This is a genomic window from Blautia coccoides (assembly GCF_034355335.1).
Lineage (GTDB): Bacteria > Bacillota > Clostridia > Lachnospirales > Lachnospiraceae > Blautia > Blautia producta.
Window position 1 is genome coordinate 928,509 of sequence record NZ_CP136422.1, and the last position, 23,525, is coordinate 952,033.

Genomic DNA, 23,525 nt, shown 5'->3' on the forward strand with positions numbered 1-23,525 from the left:
CCTGTTTTCTAATATTTTAAAGTATTTCAGCAAAATGTCAACGAAAGATTTTGGCAAAGCAGAAGCTCATTGCCGGAGGCGCTTTTCCAGATGCTTGCGGAAAAATAGGAAGAATGCGGCAGTCGCCATGACAGAGGCGATCCCGTCCGCGATGGGCTGGGCGTAAAACGCGCTTTTGGCTCCGAAAAAAATGGGCAGAAAAATTGTAAAGAGCATATAATCCCCTTTTCGGAACATGGATAAGAACAGGGCGGTCCTGGAAAGCCCCAGGGCTGTAAAGCCATCTACAAATACATACTGGAAGCTGAGGGGAATGATCAGCAGTGTAAATACATGGATGCCCCAAGTGGACAGGGATACCAGGGACGGCTCACTGGTAAAGATCCTGATAAAGTATCCGGGCACAATCCTGGAGAGGATAAACATCACGGTGGTAAAACAGAGGCACAGCAGCAGAATATATTTTTCTGCCTTCTTAACCCTGTCCACAGCTTTTGCCCCGTAATTATAGCTGAGGATAGCCTGTGTTCCGCTGGAGATTCCCAGCATAGGACCTGTAATGAGCATCATATAGCTCTGGACAATGGTGGCACAGGTGATGAGCATATCCCCCTCACCGGGGCCTCCGTACTTCTGCAGCATGGCGTTCAGAACAATAATGATGACACTGTCAGTAGCCAGGATCAGGAACGGGGAAACACCCAGAACCAGGATCCTCTTAACGATCATGGGGGACCAGGCGGGCTTTCGGAGTCTTGTTATCCGAATAGGAACTTTTTTGCCTATGAGAAAGCAGAAGGCAAAGGCGCAGGATGCAAACTGTGCAATAACAGTGGCGATGGCAGCGCCTGCCACATCCATATGCAGACCGAAGATAAAGACCGGGTCCAGGATGATATTTGTGACAGCACCGATCAGCACAGTTGTCATTCCCACACCGGGAAATCCCTGACAAGTGATAAAATAGTTCAGACCAATGGCCATGAGGGCGAAAAACGTTCCCGCTGTGTAGATGGTGAGATAGGTGTCCGCGTATACAAAGGTTGCGGCACTTGCTCCGAACCAAAGCAGAAGATACTTCTTCGTCAGAAGAAAGAGCAGTGTCAGCACAGCGGAGAAAACCACCAGCATAGCAAAACTGTGGGCCAGTATGGACTGAGCCTGTTTTTTTCGTCCGGCTCCCAGACGCATGGACATGAGAATAGAGCCTCCCAGCCCTATAAGGGTTCCAAAGGAGGTGAGAAGTGTGACAATGGGTCCACAGATTCCCACTCCCGCAAGTGCCAGATCTCCGATCTTAGGAATGTTTCCAATGAACATCCTGTCAATAATACTGTAAAGTACGGTGACGAACTGTGCGATCATAGAGGGGACCGCCAGTTTGAGGACCAGCAGCCATACCTTGTCCCTACCCAGGTCAGTTGTCTGTTTCATGTTTTCAGTATCCTTTCGTCTCTATATATTATGATGAAGGGTAACGGTTCAGTACCTTCAGCCGCCTTTGGCAATGGGGTTCGGCCCGGCTGCTGAATCGTTATGAGGACGGAACCTCGGATATTTTTATGTAGGATGGTTCCGTAACACTCAGCGTATAGCAGAGGTATGTCTCGCCGATCTCCGCAATGAGATTCTCGGCATCTGCCACATGGTCTGTGAAGACTCCGATCAGAAACGGAGCCGGAGTATAGATGATCCCATAGTCATGGCGGCATCCGCCATAATCTCCGTATTTGTGCGCAACCGGGAATAAGTCCAGGTCAATGTTTTTCTGGAGGAAGGTCCCGGGTGCTGCTTCTTTCATGTATTCCAGCAGCGGTTCGTACGCAGAGGAATGGGAATAGAGATAACTCATGACATCAAAAGAAAAACCGGCACACAGTTTGTTGCCTGTAAAAAACTCATCCGGGTAAGTATTATCTGAATACTTCAGCATCATGTTCCGGTAAGCAAAAACCCCTCCCAGGTTTTGGATCATAATGTTATTTGCGGTATTGTCACTGAATACGATGCTCTCCTCCATGAGATAGGACAGGGGGACCAGGCTGCCGGGACGGTAGTCATAGGGCGTGGAACCGTCACCGTCCGTATCTGTGGCTGAGGCATTGTAGGGGAGTCCGTCCTCAAGAGTCCGCTCTCCGCTGTTGACCGCGTCATAGTAGAGCATATTGACGGGCACCTTTACTGTACTGGCCGCGGTAAAAAGGGTGTCAGGGTTGTAAAGATAAGTTTCCTGTGTAAATGTGTTGTAGTAGAAGAAAGAAAAGTTTTCTTCATTCAGTCCATAGGCCTCCAGAAAGGAAGACAGGATACTGTCAGCCGTACTGCCCTCAGGAATGCTTACGGAGAGGGGATATTCCGAAATGTCGGATTCCACAAGCATATAATCTGCCATGTTCTCCAATGTTTCATATCCCAGTTCCAGTTTGGGAGAAGCGTAATCCCTGTCCGGAAGCGGGGCGCAGGCAAAGGTTTCCTGGGAGGCATCCGTCAGGATCCCCAGAGGTATTATGCTGATCATAAATAAAAATGATATGATCAGGATATTCCGTATGTCAGAGTTGTTTTTCATTGGTATCATCTGCCTTTTCTGTCCGGCGTTTTGTCTGTCGGTGGATTTTACATTATCTATTCATTATAAATAAAAAGCAGAAATTTGTCATCAGTATTTAAAGGATTTGTATGAATCCTGCCCGGAAGCGGCAAAACAGCTTGCGCCTCTCAAATGGCCTATGTTATAATTCCCTCAAAGAGAGCGATAGAATGACTTTTGGGAGCACTGCATCAGCAGTGTTTTTTAGTGATGTCTGCCTGAAAAAGCGGCGGACTGACAAAAAACGGAGAGGAATGGATTATGCTGAAGATTAAAGAGTATGTGAAGGTGAACAGTCTGGAGGAAGCCTATGAGCTGAACCAGAAAAAATCCTCCCGCGTGCTTGGGGGAATGGTCTGGATGAAGATGATGAACCGGAGTGTGGGGACCGCCATTGATCTGTCCGGGCTGGGACTGGATAGGATTACAGAGACAGAGGAGGAATTTGTGATTGGCTGTATGACCTCCCTGCGGACGCTGGAAACCCACCCGGGGATAAACACCTATACGGGCGGCGCCATGCGGGAGAGCCTGCGGCACATCGTGGGGGTGCAGTTCAGAAACTGTGCCACTGCCGGCGGCAGCATTTACGGCAGATTTGGATTTTCTGATGTGCTCACTATGTTTCTGGCACTGGACTCCTATGTGGAGCTGTACAAAGGCGGCAGGATTTCCATGGAAGAGTTTGCAGAGAGAAAAGCGGACAGGGATATTCTGGTGAACATCATCATTAAGAAGCATCCCCAGAAGTCCGTGTATCTGAGTCAGAGGAATACAAAAACAGATTTTCCTGTACTGGCTTGTGCGGTATGTCTTGACGAGGAAGGTATGCGGCTTTCCATCGGAGCAAGACCCGGCAGAGCGGTGCTTTTGAAAGAGAAGACAGACACCCCTGTCAATAAGAAAAACATGGATGCCGAGGAGTGGAAAAGCCAGGCTGAGCGGCTGGCGGAAAAGGCGGCTGAGAGTATCACCACAGGAAGCAATATGCGGGCTTCCAAAGAGTACAGAACCCATCTGGTCCGTGTCCTGACAAAAAGGGCGCTGTTAGAGGCAGGAGGTATTGAAAATGGAAATTAAATTTACTTTAAACGGCAGGAAAATCCAGGCGGAGGCAGCACCGGATCTGATGCTCCTGGACCTTCTGCGGGAAAAGGGCTGCTACAGTGTGAAGCGGGGATGTGAGACTGCAAACTGTGGTCTCTGTACTGTCCTGATGGACAAAAAGCCTGTGCTTTCCTGCAGTATGCTGGCAGTCCGCGCAGACGGGTGTGAGATCGTAACACTAGAGGGAATGCAGAAGGAAGCGGAGGAGTTCGGTTCTTTTCTGGCAGACCAGGGAGCAGAGCAGTGCGGCTTTTGCAATCCGGGTTTTATCATGAATGTCTTTGCCATGCTGGAGGAGACAGAGGAACCTACAGAGGAGGAGATCGGCGAGTATCTGGCCGGAAACCTCTGCAGGTGTTCCGGGTTTATGGGGCAGACAAGGAGTATCCTGGAGTTTTTGAAATATAAGAAGGAACAGAGGGAAGGGGGCAGTGACAGATGAGTTATGTAAACAAACCGGTGAGAAAAAAGGATGCTATGGCTCTTGTGACCGGTCAGCCGGTGTATACGGATGATCTGGCACCCAAGGACTGCCTTATTGTAAAAGTCCTGCGCAGTCCCCATGCCCACGCGTGGATCGAGGAGATCAAAACGGAAAATGCCATGAAGGTTCCGGGGATAGCATGTATCCTCACTTACAAGGATGTGCCTCAGGACAGATTCACCATGGCGGGTCAGACATATCCGGAATTCAGCCCTTATGACAGGCTGATCCTTGACAGAAGAGTGCGCTTTGTAGGAGATGCCGCTGCCATTGTTGCAGGGGAGACGGAAAAGGCTGTGGACAGGGCACTGAAGATCATCAAGGTGAAATATAAGGTGCTGGAGCCGGTTCTGGATTTCCATGAGGCTAAGGACAATGAGATTTGTATCCACCCGGAAGACAACTGGGAGTCACGATTCCCTGTGGGCGCTGACAACAAACGGAATCTCTGTGCCCACGCCGAGGAAGGTGACGGGGATGTGGACAAGATCCTGGCGGACTGTGACTGTGTGGTGGAACGGACATACCATACAAAGGCAAATCAGCAGGCCATGATGGAGACATTCCGCAGCTATACCTATATGGATCATTTCGGAAGACTGAATATAGTGTCTTCTACTCAGGTTCCCTTCCATGTGAGAAGGATCCTGGGACGGGCACTTGGGATCGGGGCCTCTAAAGTCCGGGTGATCAAGCCGCGTATCGGCGGTGGGTTCGGCGCGAAGCAGACACTGGTGTCTGAGGTGTATCCGGCGATCGTGACAGTGAAAACAGGAAAGCCGGCGAAAATGATCTTTTCCCGCTACGAATCCCAGATATGTTCCTCTCCTCGGCATGAGATGGAACTGAAGGTCCGCATTGGAGCAGACAGGGAGGGAACGATCAGGGCCATAGATGTCTATACACTGTCAAATACAGGTGCCTTTGGTGAGCATGGACCCACCACAGTGGGCCTTTCCGGGCACAAATCCATTGCCCTTTACAGGAATACGGAGGCGTACCGTTTTGTGTATGACGTTGTCTACACCAACCAGATGTCAGCCGGCGCTTACAGGGGATACGGGGCTACCCAGGGTATTTTCGCAGTGGAATCAGCCGTTAATGAACTGGCGGAAAAGCTGCATATGGACCCAGTGGTCCTGCGTGAGAAAAATATGACAAAAGAGGGCGGCAGATTCATCGGATATGACGGTGGCACAGAGGTTACAAGCTGTGCTCTGGATCGCTGCATGGCAAGGGCAAAAGAGATGTTCGGCTGGAATGATAAATACCCGTGCCGTGTCATGGAAAACGGCAAAGTGCGCGGTGTGGGTGTAGCCATGGCTATGCAGGGTTCTTCTATCGCAGGCGTTGATGTGGGAGGGGCCTCTGTGAAGCTCAATGAGGACGGCTCCTATACCTTGAGTCTGGGTGCTACGGATATGGGAACGGGATGTGATACAGTGCTCTCCCAGATGGCTGCCGATACCCTTTTAACAGAGTTTGATAATATCGTAGTGTTTGGGGTGGATACGGATATATCCCCCTATGATTCCGGTTCTTACGCATCAGCTACCACATATATTGCCGGAAAAGCAGTGGTGAAGGCCTGTGAAAATCTCAGGGAGCGTATCTGGAATCTGGGTGCTGAAATGCTGGAGACACCCAAAGAGGACACAGAATTTGACGGCAGCAAAGTGTGCAGAAAAGACGGAAGCGCAGCAGTCAGCCTAGAAGAGATCGGTATCCGGGGAACCTTCGGAAACAATGACTCCCTTCAGGTGACAGAGAATGCCTCCTCACCCATCTCCCCGCCGCCGTTTATGGTAGGTATGGCAGAAGTGGAAGTGGACAGGGAGACAGGAGCTGTGGAAATGATCGATTACGTGGCAGTTGTGGACTGCGGCACACCGATCAATCCCAACCTTGCCAGAGTACAGACAGAAGGCGGGATCGCCCAGGGTATCGGTATGGCTCTCTTTGAGGACATCCAATACAGTGAACGGGGACAGATGCTGAACAACTCCCTGATGCAGTACAAGATTCCCACACGTCTCGATGTGGGGAAGATCCGCGTGGATTTTGAGAGCAGTTTTGAAGGAAGCCATCCCTTTGGCGCCAAATCCATCGGTGAGATCGTAATTGACACCCCCTGTCCCGCTATCGCGGCGGCAGTCTGTAACGCCACAGGGGTGAGGGTTTCTGAGATGCCCATTACACCGGAAAAAGTAGCCATGGGAATTGCAGGAATTGGCACTGATAATTGCAAAAAAGGCGAATTTTGACGATATTTAGACAGTTGTTTTGGTACCTTGAACAGGCTGGCGATTCCCGGTGAGACTGATAAAATCCGGGAGAAAAAATCAAGGAGAGGTAGAAAATGAAACAACAAGAAAGTGAAAAGAAAATCTTGTGGTACAGCCTTGCATTTATGGCATTTTCCACTGTATGGGGATTCGGTAATGTGATCAATGGATTCTCTGAATACGGCGGATTAAAGGCAATCATATCCTGGGTGATCATATTTGCCATTTACTTTGTGCCATATGCACTGATGGTAGGTGAACTGGGCAGTGCGTTCAAGGATGCGGGCGGCGGTGTCAGCTCCTGGATCCTGGAGACCATAAGCCCGAGAATGGCTTATATGGCCGGATGGACATACTGGATCGTCCACATGCCTTATATTTCCCAGAAGCCAAGTGCTTCCTTTATTGCAGCAAGCTGGGCAATCTTCAGGGACAACCGGATCAGCTCCATGAACACAAGAGTGCTGCAGGTTTTATGTCTGGTATTATTCCTGTTTGCCGTTTGGGTAGCATCCAAAGGGATCAATGTGCTGAAAAAGCTTTCCACACTGGCGGGTTCCACTATGTTTATCATGTCCCTGCTGTTTGTGGTCATGATGCTGGCAGCTCCTGCGATCACGCATGCAAATGTACTGGATATAGATTGGTCTGTGAAGACCTTTATGCCGTCCTTTGACGCGAAGTTCTTATTAAACCTGTCCATCCTGGTGTTTGCGGTGGGCGGATGTGAGAAGATTTCTCCGTATGTTAATAAGACTAAGAATCCTGCCAAGGATTTCTCGAAGGGTATGATCGCCCTGGCTATCATGGTTGCTGTCTGTGCTATGCTGGGAACCATTGCCATGGGTATGATGTTTGACTCCAACAACATTCCGGAAGACCTTATGACAAACGGTGCATACTATGCATTCCAGACACTGGGAGAGTATTACGGACTGGGCAACTTTTTTGTGGTGGTCTATGCGATCTGTAACCTGATCGGACAGTTTACAGTTATGATCATCTCCATCGACGCGCCTCTTCGTATGCTGCTTGACAATGCGGATGACAATTACATCCCTGCATCCATGTTCAAGCAGAATAAGCACGGCACATATACAAACGGCCACAAGCTGGTCATGATCATTGTATCCATTTTGATCATTGTTCCGGCCATCGGTATCGGAAGTGTGGATACCCTGGTGCGCTGGCTGGTAAAGGTGAACTCTGTTTGTATGCCTCTTCGTTATCTGTGGGTATTTGTGGCATACATTGCCCTGAAGAAAGCAGGGGAGAAGTTCCCGGCACAGTACCGTTTTGTGAAGAACAGGACTCTGGGTGTGATCCTGGGAGCATGGTGCTTCCTGTTTACCGCGTTTGCGTGTATTCTGGGCATCTACTCTGAGGATACCTTCCAGTTTGTGCTGAACATTGTGACTCCCTTCGTACTGATCGGACTGGGATTCATTATGCCTCAGATCGCAAAACGTTCCAAAGCAAAGGGGCAGGCATAAATAAGGGCAGGGGTGTGCGGCAACTCATACCACTGCAGAAAGAGCGTCTGGCTGCCTGAGGGCAGCCGGGCGTTTGTTGTATGAAAATTCCTGTTGGCAGAACCCGGCCGGACAGGTACAATAGAAGATAATAAGCCCGGGTATAGGGCAGCATTTAAGGAGGAAAATTTTATGTACAGAGAGACAGCAGAACAGCTTCTGGCGTTTATTGAAAAAAGCCCAAGCTGCTTTCACGCCATCAAAAATATGAAGGACATTCTTTTGGCAGAAGGATTTGCCCAGCTGAGAGAGGAAGATAAATGGGAAATCGTAAATGGGGGTAAATACTTTGTCACCAGAAATGACTCCTCCATCGTGGCATTTACCATACCTGAGACAGGAGCTTTGGGATACCGCATCATGGCCAGCCACAGCGATTCGCCTACTTTTAAGATCAAAGAAAACCCGGAGATGGAAGTAGACAAAAAGTATGTGAAACTGAATGTGGAGCGCTACGGCGGAATGCTCTGCGCACCGTGGTTTGACCGTCCGTTGTCTGTAGCGGGAAGAGTTATTGTGAAAGAGGGGGATGCCTTTGTTACAAAATTTGTGGATGTGGACAGAGACCTTTTGATGATCCCCAATCTGGCGATACACATGAACAGAGAAGTCAATGACGGGTATAAATATAATGCCCAGGTGGATATGCTTCCTCTGTATGGTGATATCTCATCAAAAGATACTTTTATGAAGTCAATAGCAGAGGCCGCAGGTGTGAAGGAAGAGGACATTCTGGGACATGACATTTTCCTGTACAACCGTGTAAAGGGCAGTATCTGGGGAGCCAATGAGGAATTTGTCTCCTCATCACGTCTGGATGACCTGCAGTGCGCGTTCTCCTCTCTTCAGGGATTTTTAAAGGGAGAGAAAAAAGAGTACGCGGCAGTTCACTGTGTGCTTGACAATGAGGAAGTGGGAAGCGGAACAAAACAGGGTGCGGCTTCCACTTTCCTGTATGACACACTGGTACGTATAAATGAGTGCCTGGGTCTGTCCTATGAGGAATATCTGAGAGCACTTGCAAAGAGCTTTATGCTCTCCGCTGACAATGCCCATGCAGTCCATCCCAATCACAAGGAAGTGGCGGATCCGGTGAACCGTCCATATATGAACGAGGGTATTGTCATCAAACACAGCGCAAATCAGAAATACTGTACAGACGGTGTTTCAGCCGCGGTCTTCAAGGACTTATGCAGAGAGGCCGGTGTGCCTTTCCAGACCTTCACAAACCGTTCCGACATGCTGGGAGGCTCCACACTGGGGAACATCTCCAATACAAAAGTGGCGCTGAACGCAGTGGATATCGGCCTTCCGCAGCTTGCCATGCATTCTCCTTATGAGACAGCCGGGGTCAAGGATACTTATTATCTGATCCAGGCGGCCGAGAAGTTCTTTAAATAATGAGATGTTAAATAACATGATGCGGCATAGGGGATTTAAGAACCGTCAGGTGTGATCAAGAGTGATTGAGGGAAATTAAAAGCAGTAAAACAATTAAAAGTAAAAAAAGCAATTAAAAAATATTTATGGAATTCCAGGGAAATATACTTTTGAGATTATTGGGAGTATATTTCCCTTTTTGTATATTGGTGTAAAACGGTTCATATGGTTTTTGAAAAAGGTCTTTGCATTCTTTATTCCGCGCATGTATGATAGATATAGATATTAGAGCTTATAAATCTGGAAAAGTAATGGGAGAGTCGTGCTGAGAGTGAAGCCGATGGAATCAGGAGAATTATGGAAGTATATTTTGATGACAGTATTTCAAGAAACAGAAGATCAGGGCAGCCGGGGAAAGAAATAAAATTGAACAAAGATTTTGTTTGGGAAGGCCAGAAGGGATCTGCAGCGTCCCTGTATGTTTTTCCGGAAGGAATGGTTATGGATATCTGTCTTTCCATCCCACGGGACGATGCGGAACAATATTTTGAAAAATGGAATTTTGAGCGAAGGACGTCTTACTTGACAAATGAAGAGATGGATGAACTGGAAAGAGAGAATCCCTTTTTGGAAAGATTTAAAGTGAAATGTAAAGTAAATGGAAGCAGTTTGAAGTGGAAGAATATGTATGCAGTTGGCTGGCATCCATTTTCAGATGAAAGAGGAGGGATTGACCAGGAGGCAGAATTTTTTATGAACCACTATGGCTGTGACAGAGATGGGGTATGGAAATTTATTCGCTGCTTTTATCTATGGGAGGCAGAGCGGCAGACAGAGATCCACACTCTTGACCTTATCTTTCAGTCAGAACCAATGCCATATACCGCAGACCACTTTATCACAAAAGTTGGAGATGCCGGAAAAAAGATAAGTTTCACTCATCCGGTGACGCATGAAAAATACAGGTTGGAGATTTGCGGATGCGAATTCGGAAAATTGCCTGAAAACTCAGGACATATGTTCCCGGACAGGGAGGAAATGATATTGCCTGATAATATGCAGATGCTTACTTATAGAGTATCACCTGAAATTGCAGGCAGGGATTTTTACATTCAGGATACATCCCAAAGTGATGCACCAAAAAAATGTGGAGAGGAAATAATAAGTGCGTCAGCAATGAGTGTCTCAGTCATTGGTGGTATGGAGGGTCCTGCAATGGACTCACAGGCCGGCAGATGTAAAGAGACAAGCACAGTATATTCATCTCTCCATTTTAAAAAAGTGGAAGAGATCCAGTGGCGGATCGTGTTTAATGTAAAAGGGAAAAAGGACCTACACCTGAGCATTGCGCTTTAAGTTTTGGCGGTGCGACAGGAAAAGGAATCAGGAGACAACATAAATGAATGAAATTCGTTTTGAACTGGACTGTGATTTAGGAACACCACATTTCCATGAAGAGGTGGAAATCCTGTATGTGCTGTCAGGCAGATTGGCTGTGATGACAGAAGGAGAGAATTTTGTGATGGGGCCGGAAGCGCTTGTGGTTTTTAACAGCTTTCAGCATCACGAACTGTACCGGGAAGCCGGCAGCCATACGTTATCGGTATATATTTCCCTGGAAGTTATGCTGCAGGCACAGGTGGGGCGTGTTCGGTGTATCAGCAACCTGCAGCCGGAACAGGAGGAGTGGTTTGGGCTTCTTCGGGTGAAACTGGCTCTGATCTTCAGGGATCACAGGCAGAGTCAGGGGGAGCGGCGCCTATATATCTTAAGCGAGCTGTTCGGGCTTCTGGGTATTTTAAAGCAGCAGTTTGAGAGGAAGGAAGAAAAAGGGACACGGGGCGGGGCAGGGACAGAGCGTATGAGAGAAGTTCTGCTCTATATTGGAAAACATTATGCGGAAGAGATGTCACTGCAGGAACTGGCCTCTCATTTTTATCTTTCCCAGAGCCATTTATCCAGAGAATTTCAGAGACTGACAGGTATGGCCTTTTCAGATTATCTGAGAAACCTGCGTTTGAGCAAAGCGGCGTATATGCTGTTACAGTCCTCCGTTTCCATAACGGATGTGGCTCTGGCCTGCGGTTTTTCCAACACGAATACAATGATCGAGGGATTCAAGCGGCAGTATGGATGTACGCCGGGAGTATTCAGAAAAAAAAGTTCTGAAACTGCAAAAGGGGGAGAACAGCAGGAAGCTGCGGATGAGGTGTCCTATATTAGTCTGTTTCGGCATATTCAGTATGCGGGAGAGCTGCAGCCGCTAAATAAGCGGATCGAGGAGCCCATGCAGTTAGAGATTGATGTGAGAAAAGGAAATACGCCCTGTGTCCTCTGTCACAGGGAGGCTGCCAGTGTGGGCTGGGCCAGGGATCTTATGCTGGAACCTGTCCGCAGTGCGGTGCGCAGGGCCAGGGAAGAGATAGGATTTTGCTATCTGTTCACCCATGGAATACTGGATGACAGTATGGATGTCTATCACGAGAAGCCGGATGGGACTCCGTATCTGAACTTTACTTATATTGATATGATTTTTGATTTTGAGATAGCCATAGGTATAAAACCATGGATTGAGCTTGGCTATACACCGAAAAAGCTGGTTTCCCATATCAAAAATATTTTCGGGACGTCATGTATTAATCTGCCTTTTGATCAGGAGAGATGGGTGTTTTTGATAGAGGGGTTTATGCGGCATCTGATAGAGCGTTATGGGATTTTGGAGGTCAAAGAGTGGAGGTTTTCCCCATCTCCTGCGGTGTATTCCTTTTACGGCGTGTTTTCTGAAAGGGAATATCTGGATTATTACTGCAGTACAGCCAGAGCCATCCGGCGTATCCTGCCGGATGCCTGCATCTCCGCCTTTGGGCTGGATACAGGGGCAGTCACACTGCCGGGTGACAGTACGCTCCGGGATTTTGTGAAGTTCTGTGCAGAACATGACTGTATGCCGAATGAATTCAGTTTCCAATGTTTTCACAGTGATTACAGAGGGATTGATAAAGGAGAGACAGAAATCAGGATCTCTTCACAGGAGGGAAATGAAAGCAGGGAGCCGATACCGGTCAGTGAGGACCCGGATATTCTGTCAAAAGAGATAAAAGCGGTTCGTCAGATCCTGGATGAAAATGGAGGCGCGGGGCTGCCTATTGTGATCAACAGTTGGAATTCTACCATATGGCAGAGAGACCTGGGAAATGACACATGCTTTAAAGCTGCGTTTATAGTCAAGAATGTACTGGAAAATGCAGGGTCTGTGAAGGCACTGGCCTTTAACTATCTCACAGATTATTCTGAGAAGCTATTTGCAAACCCAAACGTTTTTCATGGAGGATACGGCCTTATAACCTACCAGAATCTTCCCAAGGCGGGTTATCAGGCATATAGTATGCTCAACGGGCTGGAAGAGATCCTGGTGGAATCAGGAAGCGGCTATACCGTTACCCGTTCCAGGGACTGCCGCCGCATTCGGATCCTGTTGTATCATTACTGTCACTATGACAAACAGACGCGGATCACATCCCAGATTCCTGAGGAAGAACAGAGGACCTTTGACAGATATTACAGTTTCCGTGATGAAGGAGGGCTTAGTTTCCGGATCCATCTGCAGAGACTGGAAGAGGGCAGTTATGATATGGAAAGCTATGTGGTGAACCGGGAATACGGGAGCAGCTATGATCTGTGGATGAGCCTGGGAGCACCTAAGGAGTTTACAGAGCGTCAGAGGGAGTATTTGGAGAGGCTGGCAGTGCCCAGGTACCAGTACGGACGGTTTCAGGTCATGGATACGGGCAGACTTGATTTTTCTGCACTTTTAGAACCGCATGAAATCAGGTTAATATGTATAAATAAGAGATAAAAGGACTGGAAATTTCCCGGTCCTTTTATTTTGGGAAAATAATCCTGTTTATATGCTTTATTTATATGGATTTATTGCTGTTAAAAAGGCTGGGTAAGCTGTTGATGCAGAAAAGATAAACGCCATACATGATAAAACTGGATTGTTGAGCGGGAGATTATGGGCAAAATATATGTTAGACTTTTCGATAAGAAAAGACGGAGGTGTCAAAATGGAAATCAAATCATGGACTTATGAGGAGTATCCCGGATATACAGAGCAGGTACCGGGAGCAGTGATGCAAAAGACAACAGGAGACGAGGTGGGCGTTCGTTATCTGCACGACGTGGAATATGCCAGAGTCAGCAATGTGCCTCTGCACCTGCAGATCCTGGTTCCCTTTACCAGAAATGAGCCGGATAAAAGATACCCTTGTATGGTATTTGTCCAGGGATCTGCCTGGATGGAACAGGATGTGTGGATGCAGTGCCCCATGCTGTCCGGGCTGGCAAAGAAGGGTTATGTGATAGCTGTTGTACAGTACCGCCATTCCGGTATTGCCCCGTTTCCTGCACAGGTTCAGGATGCAAGAAATGCCATACGGTATATGAGGAGCCATGCTTCGGATTATCATGTGGATGCAGATGCGATCATAGTCGGCGGGGATTCCTCAGGTGGACATACATCTATGTTCTGCGGAATTGTCAAGGACGGCGGGGAACTGGACGAAAGTCTTTTTCCGGGAGTTTCAGCAGATGTGAAGGGTATACTAAATTATTACGGCTCCATCAGTATGATGTATGAGGATGGGTATCCGTCCACAGTGAATCATCATTTGGAAGACAGCCCGGAAGGAATGCTCATGGGAAAGGTAAATCTTAAAGAGCACCCTGAACTTTGCCAAAAAGGCTCTGTGGAGTGTTATATTACACCAGAGCTTGAAATGGCCCCCACCATGATCGTACACGGAACCAAGGACAGGACAGTGAATACATACCAGAGCGTACAGCTTTTTGAGAAAATGAAAGCATGCGGCAAGGATGTCCGCTTATATCTGCTGGAGGGTGCAGACCACGGCGGCGCTGAGTTCTGGACAGAAAAGATGTGCAATCTGGCCCATGAGTTCATACAGTATTGCCTGAATAGATAAAAGATTAGGGAAGTAAGGAGGGACAAAAGATGTCTAAAAAGATCAGTATTTTTGAAAAAGTGTTGTACGGCTCCGGGGATATTGGACTGAACGCCATGTATACCTTGTTCAGCTCTTATGTGCTTTATTTTTACACAGACGTTATCGGTATGAATGCGGCGATCATCGGGTCTGTTATTCTGGCTTCTAAGATTTTTGACGGGATTTCAGATCTGATCGCGGGTCAATGGATCGACACGCATAAAGGAAAAGGAGGGCACTGCATTCCTATTCTGATGAAATGGAGTATACCCCTTGTTGTTACCAGCGTGCTGGTTTTCCTGGTTCCGGATACCAGTATTGCGGTGCGGGTATTGTTTGCGTTTGTGACCTATAACCTGTTCAATACGGTTATGTATACTTTTGTGGGACTGGCTCATAATACGCTGGCATCCTATGCCACAGATGATTCTGTATCCCGTTCCCAGATGCTCTGCTACAAGATGCTTTTTGCCGCTGCCACACAGATGGTCATGGCAAACGCTATTCTGCCGCTGGTGGATCTGTTCGGCGGTCAGAAATCCCAGGGTGCGTGGGTAAAGGCCAGTCTTGTATTCGGTCTTGTAGGCCTTGTTTTTCTGTATCTGAATGCATTTTTTGTAAAAGAGCGCATTGACAATGAAGCTCAGCCGGAAAATATCCTTCAGAGTGTGAAAGTAGCGTTCCGCAATAAATACTGGCTGATGACAGTGGTGATACAGATCTGCTGTTCCCTTCAGCTCATGTTTAATCTTTCTATCTCTGTATATTATCTGCAGAATGTAGTGGGCAATCTGGCGCTGATGGGTACCTACGTGACCTTATCCAATCTGCCGGGGGTAATAGTTATGATAGTGCTTCCAAGCTTTCTGCACAAAGTGTCAAAACGGAACCTGGCATTCATGGGTACTGTACTGTGCCTGGGTGCGCAGATCGTATTCTGTGCTGCCCCGAATCATAATATCAGTATTCTTCTTGGGACTGCTCTTGCCCGTGGTATTGGGTTTGCCTTTATTATGGGCCTGGTCAATGCCATGACAGGAGACACCATAGAGTACGGGGAATGGAAGACCGGTGTCCGTGTACAGGGTGTGCTGTTTTCCGCAAAATCCGTGTCCGAAAAGCTGGCACAGGGGATCTTGACTTCTGCATTTGGATTTTTCCTGACGGCTATCGGGTATGACGGACTGGCAGAAGTGCAGGCCGCGTCTGCGGTGACGGGGATAGATACCTTTTTCCGTTTTGTGCCTATTGGGGTTTATATCGTATTAATAGTTATTTTGATCTTCTACAGGCTGGACAGGGAATTTCCTTCCATCCAGAAAGAACTGGAGAGCCGCAGAGCTTCCAAAGCGCAGTAAATGTAAAGCAGCCGCCTATTATTTTTTGGGGGGCTGCTTTTTCTGCTTTTACAGAGAGATTTGTGTATGCACCGGATTTAGTGATCTGCCGGAGTTATCCTGTTTCCAAACAGGAAAGAGTTGATGTATAATAATATTGTTATCTGCACATCAAAAGTGGGGATATAGTGCGGATCATGTGATGTAAAATACTTTTGACACACGTATTTACGGCTATGTAAAAGGACTTTGATAGAAATGATAGCCTAAAACTCCTATACTGGATACAGGTCGAGAGAACAAATAAAAACGAGGAGGCAGAAACATTGGAGCTGAATACGCAGATCAGGAAATATCGGGCAGGTATGAAATTATCCCAGGAAGAATTGGCTGAAAAGGTATATGTAACCAGGCAGACGATTTCTAATTGGGAAAACGGAAAGAGTTATCCGGACATACACAGTCTGCTCCTACTAAGCTCATTATTTAATGTATCTCTGGATCAACTTATAAAAGGAGATATCGAGATAATGAAAGAAGAGATCAAAGAAGTGGAAATCAACAAACTGAACCGGTATGGAACAATCTTTACAATTCTCTTAGTGGTTACGATCATTTCCGCAGTACCCCTTGTCCTGTGGTTTGATGTTTATGGGATGGCAGCCGGAGTTATCCTGTTTGGTGTCACGATGTATTTTGCCCTGAAGGTAGAAAAGGTGAAAAAAGAAAATGATGTGCAAACCTACAAAGAAATCGTAGCTTTTACCGAGGGAAAGAGACTGGATGAAATTGATAAGATACAGGAGAGTGGAAAGAGGCTGTATCAGAAAATTTTGCTGGCACTCGGCAGTGCACTGATTGCTCTGGCAGTGTGTCTGCTGACAGCATGGCTGATCCTTCGTTAAAATGTCTATAAAGAGGCTGCCGCCCCAGATTGTATATGAAAATCCATGGGTGCGGAAGCCTCTTTTTTTATGATGAGAGGGAGTATCCCCGGCTTGTATATTATTATTTTCCGGCATGATAAGGCATCAGATGCATATTCTCCCCCTTCACATGAAATCCAAATCCTAAATTGTTTCCCGAATCCGTCACGGCTCCGCAGTCCTCAAAATCCTTCAGACAAAAGCCTGCTTTTTCCAGGGAGGAAAGAAAATAATCCAGATGGAAGTTGCTGCTGCTACACTCAGGATATTGGCTCAGGAGAAGACGCATGGATTTCGGGGCGTTTTCAAAGTAGAAATAGGTGCCGATCAATTCCGCCCGGGCAGTCAGATAGGGAGCGATCCTTTCATATAAAAAAGTGTCATGATAAAAATTATGTTCATTTGCCGCAAAGAAATCAAGATGCACATCTATGCAGTTTTCCTTCAGCGGAAAACGGGTGCTGGAATCTGCCAGATACAGGATGTCCAGCTCCGGTTTCTGGCGTTCTATGAGGTGCTTGTACATGAGAAGTGTTTCCGGATATTTGTCTATGACTATGTACAGGCTGTCTGTGGGTAGATGATCCAGATGGTTGTGCATAAAAAACCAGGCATTGATGTAAGTCTCCGCGATCACTTTTCCGTGCAGGCCGGTCTCCTCGATCTGTTTCAGCATCCAGTTATAGGAGCGCTGAAAGGTGCTGATCAGGGCAGGGGGAAGATCCTTGTAAAGCTCCCTGGTGATATCCGGAGTATCCTGCAGGTTTTCATTTTTGTTTGGTGTCATGAGGATGCCTGAGGAAATGTGGGCGCTGTAACCGCAGGTACAGGATAAGTTCCCTTTGTAGATAAAGCGCTGGTCCATTTCCACTTCAGACAGGGAGAGGGAACCTCCGCAGACAGGGCAGCGCAGAAGGGGCAGAGCCGAGAGAGGGACACCGGTACTGTGCTGGGGGATGCTTTCACGGGCTTCCATGGATTTAATGTGTGAGTCCAGTTGTTCCAGTATCTGCTGTTTGCGCCCGACCTCCTTTTGGCAGAAGTCACGTTTCCCCTTGAAGATCTCTTTCAGTTCTTCCATATCCTGCGGGTCCGCCAATCCTGAGATGCGTTTCAGGGACAGTATGACGTGGATCTCCCGCAGAGAAAAATCCAGCTCTTTTAAGCCAAGGATCCACTCCAGATCCCTGACAGTCTGTTCGTCAAATACATATTGCCCCCTTGGTTTGGGAGGAACCAACAGCCCGTAATTGATATAATAGTAGATGTTATCCACAGAAATGTTGTATTTTTCTGATACTTTTCCTATGCGCACAGCCCTGTACCTCCTGAAAAATCCATATTCGTTTCATGGCTAAGATACACTCCGGGAAAAACACGGAGTTATTTACTTTGATTTATACTAGCATAAATCTGGAGTATACTCAAGGTTTGTGGCATTTTTTTAAAAAACAGGATATTGACCTAAAGCGGACTCTATGATTTATTATGGTATCACGATAAAGAGAAAATATGGAATTTGTATAAAGTGAGGTATGGATCATGAAAATATTAAAAAAAGCCCAGGTGAGAACCGAGGAGGACAGAAAAGAATTGTCCCGTATGGTACAGGAGATTATTGATAATGTACGGGCAAACAAAGATGAAGCGCTCAGGGAGTACAGCAGAAAATTTGACCAGTGTGAAAGAACCTCCCTGCGTGTTTCAAAGGAGGAGATCAGAGAGGCTTATATGCAGCTTTCCTCCCAGGAAGTCGCAGATTTAAAGGCAGCGGCATCCAATATACAGGCATTTGCCAGGGCACAGAGAGAGACTGTGAAGCCACTTGAAAACTTTAGCCCCATGCCGGGAATTTTTCTGGGACACAGGATCATTCCTGTAAAATCCTGCTGCTGTTACGTGCCGGGAGGAAATTACCCCCTTTATTCTACGGCACTGATGCTGATCATTCCCGCCAGGACTGCAGGGGTGGAGCGTGTGACGGCATGTTCACCGGTAATGAAAGGCACGGGAAAGATCAATCCCAAGACACTGGCTGCCATGGATATTGCAGGCGTGGATGAAATTTACGCGGTGGGCGGGGCACAGGCCATTGCCGCATTTTCTTACGGGACCGATGTTATCGCGCCGGTGGATATGATCGTAGGGCCGGGCAACCGCTTTGTGACAGAGGCCAAGCGACAGTGTTACGGCCAGGTGGGCATCGACTTTGTGGCCGGTCCCAGCGAGGTGCTTGTGATCGCTGACGGCAGCGGCACACCGGAGATCGTGGCAGCGGACCTATTGGCACAGTCTGAACATGATGTCAATGCAAAGGGCATGGTAGTCACCACGGACGAGGCATTCGGCAAGGCAGTGATGGCGGCAGTGGAAAAAGAGCTGGAGCTGTTGGAGACAGCAGATATTGCGAAAAAATCATGGGAGACATACGGAGAGGTGGTTGTGGTATCTGACCTTGAGGAGGCAGTGAACATAGTAAATGAATATGCGCCGGAACATTTGGAACTGAATGTGAAAAATCCTGATGCTCTGATTCCCGGACTTTGTAATTATGGTTCTCTGTTTATAGGAGAAAATACAGCGGAGGTGTTCGGAGACTATGCATCCGGTACCAACCATACGCTACCCACACTGAAAGCGGCCCGTTATACAGGCGGCGTATGGGTGGGAACCTTTTTGAAAACATGTACACAGCAGAGTATGACTCCTGAGGCTATGAGAAATATTGCTCCTCTGGTGTCCAGGCTGGCTGATGGAGAGGGACTGAAAGGCCACAAGCAGGCTGCTGATATTCGTTTTTCAGAGGGAAAGCAGGAGTAAATTGACAGAACAAAGAGGGAGAGAGAACAATGAGTGATCAGAATACAAATACTTTGAAAAGAACCTTTGGGATGAAGGAAGCAGTCACGATCACAGTGGGGACCGTGGTCGGCGTGGGCCTGTTCACCACAGGCGCCAATGTGGTGGGCGGCCTGGGACCTGCGGTCATTCTGGCTACATTTGTGGCAATGCTTATCAGTATTTATCCGGCACTGCTGTATGCGGAGATGGGGTCTGCGCTTCCCTACGCCGGAGGTACATATCAGTATGCGTCCCTGGGTATAGGAAAACCTATGGGAATGCTTGCAGGGTGGAACTTTATTATTTCTCTGGTAGCCGTTACCAGCGGGGAGGCACTGGCCTTCAGCTTTTACTTCAAGACCTTCTTCTCTGCGCTGGGCATTGATCTACCTGTGAGTGACCGTGTGGTTGCCACCGTGGTGGTGATAGTGTTCATTATTACAAATGTCCGTGGTGTGGAGATGACCGGAAGGCTTCAGAACGGATTTATGTTCTTTTTTTGGGGCGTGGCAGTCATCTGGTTTTTGACCATGATCCCCAATGTGAATATGCCTAACTTCGTGAAGTTACCTGATTTTATTGCCCAGTCTACCCCGCTTGGTTTTATTGCATCAGTCAGTATGATATGGTGGTGTTTTGCGGGATTTGAGACCTGCTGCGCCATGGGTGAGGAAATCAAATATCCGCAGATCAACATTCCGCGTGCCCTGTTTCTCGCACCGTTTATTGTGTTTGCAGTCAATGCGGCATTCCAGTGGTTCCTGGTGGGAATCGTACCCACAGAGCAGATAGCCACATTATCCACAGCCAGCGCACCTTTTGCGGAGGCTATGAAAACAGCGGGTATTCTTGGATTTCCATTGATCCTTTTGGCAGCGGGAATTGCATTCGGCGGTGATTTCTCAACACTGAACGCCAGTATTGCCGTGCCGCCCAGATATCTGTTTACCATGGCACGTGACGGGGCTATGCCGAAGGTATTTGCTAAGGTTCATCCGAAATATAAGACACCTTATATTTCCATCATTGTCCTTGGCCTGCTTTCCGCTTTTTTGATCGCATCCAACTCCATGATCTACATAGCATCCGTGAGTCTATTCGCAGATCTGTTCTACTATGTGATCGGTATTGCAGCCTCTTTTGGGCTTCGTAAGAAACACCCTGATTTAAAACGGCCTTTTAAGGCTCCGGGAATCATGATCGGGGCGCCCATCAGCGTGATCATCTACCTTGTCATGATGACACAGCTTGACAAAGAAGCGCTGGTGACAGGTGTTATCTGGTGTGTATTGGGGCTGATCATATATGCTTTCTGCTGGAAACGTTATCAGAGTGATGAGACGAAGGAAGTCAACCGCCTGATCATGGAGGAAGAAATCCCCACACCTCAGGAGAGACAGAAGATGGATAAAGAATTTAAAATTTGGAGGACTGTGGTGATATGTGCTGTTGTCATTGCTGCGGCGGCGTATGTGATACCGTTTATTGTGGTGTAAGGTATTTGTAGGGGAACAATATTGTTTAATATGAGTATGGTTTTTGAAAGCCGGTATGGATTGAGAATATGATCTGTACCGGCTGTTTTTACTTACCGGGATCCGAGTGCTTCTGGGGGGAGTCTATGGCAAATAGAGACAAATTTAAACGGTTTGAAACCGGCAGATTTTGTATTATATCACGAAAAACAGAATGTATGTTCGATTTGCATTGAGGGTAATTGCAAAGTGTGATAAACTATGTCTATGAAAGAATAATTCTTATAACAAAACAGGCATTCTTTAAATTGTTGTCCGTATCTTGTAAAGCAGCAGTAATTCTGATACTGTTTATATAATGATTCGGCAAATCTGCGTGTATACCGGGCTGACGATAGGACGGCCCCTTGTGGAAAAGGCACTGCAGCAGGTAGGTTTTCAGTGCTAAAGGCGGTTTCGCATGAGTTTTAGTCTGTGACTGTGAAGGTATGGAACAGTTACCTGTTCCTGATATACGGGAGGGTGGAATATGACAATCGAAGAAATTTATTCCGGTGAATCAAAAAATTTGGAATTTAAACAGGAGGTTCCGGCCAGAAGTGAGCGGTATATGAAGACAGTTGTTGCCTTTGCCAACACGGCGGGCGGCAGGCTGATTTTTGGTATTGAGGACGGAACGCACCAAATTTTAGGGGTGCCGCCCGAAACTGTTTTTCAGGACATGGACAGTATTACCAACGCTATTTGTGATAGTTGTACGCCCATGATCATTCCTGATATTACCTTGCAGACAGTAGAAGATAAGACATTGATCGTGGTGCAGATCTATCCTGGCGGACAGCGGCCATATTATATTACATCATTGGGGAAAGAAGCCGGGACATATGTCAGGATTGCAGGAACTTCACGGCCGGCGGACAGCTATCTTCTGCGGGAGTTGGAGTTTGAGGGGATGAACCGGTGTTTTGATCAGACTTATGCAGCTCCCCGCCTGGTGGGAGATACGCAGATTGAGGCGCTGTGCAGTTCTATGAGAGAGTACGCGCTGAAGATGTGCAGTACGGAGAATGAAAGAGCAGCAGTGAAGACAGTGACTAAAAGTAATCTGCTGTCCTGGGGGATATTGACGGAAAAGGAAGGGAAAATATTACCTACCAATGCTTTTGTGCTGCTGACCGACAATGATTTTTTGCAGGCGAAGATACAATGTGCCGTGTTCAAAGGTACAACGAGGGGTGAGTTCCTGGAACGGCGTGATTACACAGGGCCTATTTATAAACAAATTGATGATGCTTATAATTTTGTCCTGCGCAATATACGTTATGGGGCAAGATATTCAGGGCTATACAGAGTGGATGACTATGAACTGCCGATCATCTGTATCCGTGAGATCATTGCTAATGCAGTGACACACAGGAGTTATCTGAATCCCGGATGCGTGCAGGTTGCCATATATGATGACCGTTTGGAGGTTACATCTCCGGGTATGCTGTTTGGCGGATTAACCCTTGCTCAGATGAGAGAGGGATATTCCCGACCGAGAAACAGAGCAGTTGCCAATGCATTTACGTATATGAAGATCATCGAACAGTGGGGCAGCGGCGTGCCCAAAATGTTGAAGGCATGCAGGGAGTTCGGAGTGGGCGAACCTGAATTTTTGGAATCGGGAATGGATTTCCGTGTAAATCTGTATCGGGAATCAGCAGATCTATTAAATGCTTCTTTTATAATGGAAAGACTTCCGGTATATGGAACAAAAAGACAGAACGAAAAAAGGGAATTTATGGATCGAGCGGCTGAACATACTACCCAAACTTTTAAAAACACTACCCAAACGGTATGGATTCCTACCCAAACAATGCAGAATCCCACCCAAGAGGAAAGAAAAACTACCCAAACTGCGCCACTGAATATGTCTGTCTATGATAAACAGCTATTGCGGGCAGTTGAGAACAATCCATTTATCTCTCAGAGAGAACTGGCTAGAGAACTGCACTGGAATGTAGACCGGGTGAAGTATTATATGAAGAAGTGGAAAGACAAGGGAGGTCTTCGCCATGTGGGCAGCAGTCACAAAGGATACTGGGAGGTGTTAGTACGAATAGAAGAAAAGGCATGAAATCAGCCGCAGAGCACAAGAGCTAAGCGGCTGTAGTTTTACAACTTATCGTAAATTTTTTCCTTGTCATCTGTTGATTTGAGCAGCAGATATTTACGGACAGCAAATATAATAGCTATGGATATAATTCCGATCAGGGTATCGATCATATCAAGGTGTTCCACGATCATCTGTCTGGCAATGGCAAACATGAGCACCTCCAGCAGGTTTTCCGCTGTATGTTTTGCCAGCATCTTTACGAACTCCACACCAATGATCAGTGTCAGGATATTGCCCAGAAATTCGTTGAACTGACTGGCTTTTATACTGAGCAGGGGGATACTGATGAAGTTATAGATCATAGGTATGATCAGGACAATGATAACCATCAGCATGATTGCCGACAGAGCAATCTCAGTATACCGGGAAATTGCGTAAATCAATTCATTTAATTTTTTCTTCAT

At 47.2% G+C, this 23,525-nt stretch carries 17 protein-coding genes; 13 read left to right on the forward strand and 4 right to left on the reverse strand.

Features of this window, described 5'->3' with window-relative positions:
* Window positions 1-66: 66 nt before the first annotated feature.
* Both BLCOC_RS04070 and BLCOC_RS04075 read right to left on the reverse strand, forming a co-directional pair.
* On the reverse strand, window positions 67-1,434 hold the full coding sequence (locus tag BLCOC_RS04070) for an MATE family efflux transporter (RefSeq protein WP_115624489.1): 1,368 nt from the start codon (window positions 1,432-1,434) through the stop codon (window positions 67-69).
* A gap of 100 nt (window positions 1,435-1,534) precedes the next feature.
* Window positions 1,535-2,569 carry a serine hydrolase gene (locus BLCOC_RS04075; RefSeq protein ID WP_018597718.1) on the reverse strand — a complete coding sequence of 345 codons (1,035 nt, stop codon included), beginning with the start codon at window positions 2,567-2,569 and terminating at the stop codon, window positions 1,535-1,537.
* 282 nt (window positions 2,570-2,851) lie between these two features.
* Here BLCOC_RS04075 and BLCOC_RS04080 point away from each other — a divergent pair, with 282 nt between their 5' ends.
* The 10 genes from BLCOC_RS04080 (at window position 2,852) to BLCOC_RS04125 (ending at window position 16,626) form a co-directional block, all read left to right on the forward strand.
* Window positions 2,852-3,670: an FAD binding domain-containing protein gene (locus BLCOC_RS04080; RefSeq protein WP_018597720.1), complete on the forward strand. Its 819-nt coding sequence runs from the start codon at window positions 2,852-2,854 to the stop codon at window positions 3,668-3,670.
* A complete protein-coding gene (locus tag BLCOC_RS04085) occupies window positions 3,660-4,139 on the forward strand; it encodes a (2Fe-2S)-binding protein (RefSeq protein ID WP_115624490.1) in 480 nt (159 codons plus the stop codon). Before BLCOC_RS04080 ends, BLCOC_RS04085 begins: the two co-directional genes overlap by 11 nt.
* The gene (locus BLCOC_RS04090) at window positions 4,136-6,445 is read left to right on the forward strand and encodes a xanthine dehydrogenase family protein molybdopterin-binding subunit (protein ID WP_115624491.1); all 2,310 of its coding nucleotides are present in this window, start codon (window positions 4,136-4,138) and stop codon (window positions 6,443-6,445) included. The genes BLCOC_RS04085 and BLCOC_RS04090 overlap by 4 nt, the downstream gene beginning before the upstream one ends.
* Before the next feature lie 95 nt (window positions 6,446-6,540).
* On the forward strand, window positions 6,541-7,959 hold the full coding sequence (locus BLCOC_RS04095; RefSeq protein WP_115624492.1) for an APC family permease: 1,419 nt from the start codon (window positions 6,541-6,543) through the stop codon (window positions 7,957-7,959).
* Window positions 7,960-8,130: 171 nt separating this feature from the next.
* Complete coding sequence (locus BLCOC_RS04100; protein WP_029470507.1) at window positions 8,131-9,399, forward strand: M18 family aminopeptidase; 1,269 nt, start codon at window positions 8,131-8,133, stop codon at window positions 9,397-9,399.
* Window positions 9,400-9,735: 336 nt separating this feature from the next.
* On the forward strand, window positions 9,736-10,734 hold the full coding sequence (locus BLCOC_RS04105; protein WP_115624493.1) for a hypothetical protein: 999 nt from the start codon (window positions 9,736-9,738) through the stop codon (window positions 10,732-10,734).
* Window positions 10,735-10,777: 43 nt separating this feature from the next.
* On the forward strand, window positions 10,778-13,234 hold the full coding sequence (locus tag BLCOC_RS04110) for a GH39 family glycosyl hydrolase (protein ID WP_115624494.1): 2,457 nt from the start codon (window positions 10,778-10,780) through the stop codon (window positions 13,232-13,234).
* A 211-nt stretch (window positions 13,235-13,445) separates the two neighbouring features.
* Window positions 13,446-14,363 (forward strand): alpha/beta hydrolase, encoded by a 918-nt coding sequence (locus tag BLCOC_RS04115; RefSeq protein ID WP_018597727.1) that lies wholly within the window; start codon window positions 13,446-13,448, stop codon window positions 14,361-14,363.
* 29 nt (window positions 14,364-14,392) lie between these two features.
* Window positions 14,393-15,742: an MFS transporter gene (locus BLCOC_RS04120; protein WP_029470504.1), complete on the forward strand. Its 1,350-nt coding sequence runs from the start codon at window positions 14,393-14,395 to the stop codon at window positions 15,740-15,742.
* Between the two features lie 305 nt (window positions 15,743-16,047).
* Window positions 16,048-16,626, forward strand: a complete 579-nt coding sequence (locus tag BLCOC_RS04125; protein WP_115624495.1) for a helix-turn-helix transcriptional regulator — start codon at window positions 16,048-16,050, stop codon at window positions 16,624-16,626.
* 103 nt (window positions 16,627-16,729) lie between these two features.
* Here BLCOC_RS04125 and BLCOC_RS04130 read toward each other — a convergent pair whose 3' ends face one another.
* On the reverse strand, window positions 16,730-17,962 hold the full coding sequence (locus tag BLCOC_RS04130; RefSeq protein ID WP_115624496.1) for a MerR family transcriptional regulator: 1,233 nt from the start codon (window positions 17,960-17,962) through the stop codon (window positions 16,730-16,732).
* A gap of 227 nt (window positions 17,963-18,189) precedes the next feature.
* Here BLCOC_RS04130 and hisD point away from each other — a divergent pair, with 227 nt between their 5' ends.
* The 3 genes from hisD (at window position 18,190) to BLCOC_RS04145 (ending at window position 23,082) form a co-directional block, all read left to right on the forward strand.
* Window positions 18,190-19,467 carry a histidinol dehydrogenase gene (hisD, locus tag BLCOC_RS04135; RefSeq protein ID WP_115624497.1) on the forward strand — a complete coding sequence of 426 codons (1,278 nt, stop codon included), beginning with the start codon at window positions 18,190-18,192 and terminating at the stop codon, window positions 19,465-19,467.
* Between the two features lie 29 nt (window positions 19,468-19,496).
* On the forward strand, window positions 19,497-20,984 hold the full coding sequence (locus BLCOC_RS04140) for an APC family permease (protein ID WP_115624498.1): 1,488 nt from the start codon (window positions 19,497-19,499) through the stop codon (window positions 20,982-20,984).
* 508 nt (window positions 20,985-21,492) lie between these two features.
* On the forward strand, window positions 21,493-23,082 hold the full coding sequence (locus tag BLCOC_RS04145) for an ATP-binding protein (protein WP_115624499.1): 1,590 nt from the start codon (window positions 21,493-21,495) through the stop codon (window positions 23,080-23,082).
* A 38-nt stretch (window positions 23,083-23,120) separates the two neighbouring features.
* On the opposite strand, the gene BLCOC_RS04150 is transcribed toward BLCOC_RS04145, so the two are convergent.
* Window positions 23,121-23,525 (reverse strand): phosphate-starvation-inducible PsiE family protein, encoded by a 405-nt coding sequence (locus tag BLCOC_RS04150; protein ID WP_018597734.1) that lies wholly within the window; start codon window positions 23,523-23,525, stop codon window positions 23,121-23,123.

What these genes read in the sequence shown, in the direction of transcription:
- BLCOC_RS04085 (WP_115624490.1), top strand. Translation starts at nt 3,660, where the DNA reads ATGGAAATTAAATTTACTTTAAACGGCAGGAAAATCCAGGCGGAGGCA.
- BLCOC_RS04105 (WP_115624493.1), top strand. Translation starts at nt 9,736, where the DNA reads ATGGAAGTATATTTTGATGACAGTATTTCAAGAAACAGAAGATCAGGG.
- hisD (WP_115624497.1), top strand. Translation starts at nt 18,190, where the DNA reads ATGAAAATATTAAAAAAAGCCCAGGTGAGAACCGAGGAGGACAGAAAA.
- BLCOC_RS04080 (WP_018597720.1), top strand. Translation starts at nt 2,852, where the DNA reads ATGCTGAAGATTAAAGAGTATGTGAAGGTGAACAGTCTGGAGGAAGCC.
- BLCOC_RS04095 (WP_115624492.1), top strand. Translation starts at nt 6,541, where the DNA reads ATGAAACAACAAGAAAGTGAAAAGAAAATCTTGTGGTACAGCCTTGCA.
- BLCOC_RS04070 (WP_115624489.1), bottom strand. Translation starts at nt 1,434, where the DNA reads ATGAAACAGACAACTGACCTGGGTAGGGACAAGGTATGGCTGCTGGTC.
- BLCOC_RS04115 (WP_018597727.1), top strand. Translation starts at nt 13,446, where the DNA reads ATGGAAATCAAATCATGGACTTATGAGGAGTATCCCGGATATACAGAG.
- BLCOC_RS04100 (WP_029470507.1), top strand. Translation starts at nt 8,131, where the DNA reads ATGTACAGAGAGACAGCAGAACAGCTTCTGGCGTTTATTGAAAAAAGC.
- BLCOC_RS04090 (WP_115624491.1), top strand. Translation starts at nt 4,136, where the DNA reads ATGAGTTATGTAAACAAACCGGTGAGAAAAAAGGATGCTATGGCTCTT.
- BLCOC_RS04145 (WP_115624499.1), top strand. Translation starts at nt 21,493, where the DNA reads ATGACAATCGAAGAAATTTATTCCGGTGAATCAAAAAATTTGGAATTT.
- BLCOC_RS04120 (WP_029470504.1), top strand. Translation starts at nt 14,393, where the DNA reads ATGTCTAAAAAGATCAGTATTTTTGAAAAAGTGTTGTACGGCTCCGGG.
- BLCOC_RS04110 (WP_115624494.1), top strand. Translation starts at nt 10,778, where the DNA reads ATGAATGAAATTCGTTTTGAACTGGACTGTGATTTAGGAACACCACAT.
- BLCOC_RS04150 (WP_018597734.1), bottom strand. Translation starts at nt 23,525, where the DNA reads ATGAAGAAAAAATTAAATGAATTGATTTACGCAATTTCCCGGTATACT.
- BLCOC_RS04140 (WP_115624498.1), top strand. Translation starts at nt 19,497, where the DNA reads ATGAGTGATCAGAATACAAATACTTTGAAAAGAACCTTTGGGATGAAG.
- BLCOC_RS04075 (WP_018597718.1), bottom strand. Translation starts at nt 2,569, where the DNA reads ATGAAAAACAACTCTGACATACGGAATATCCTGATCATATCATTTTTA.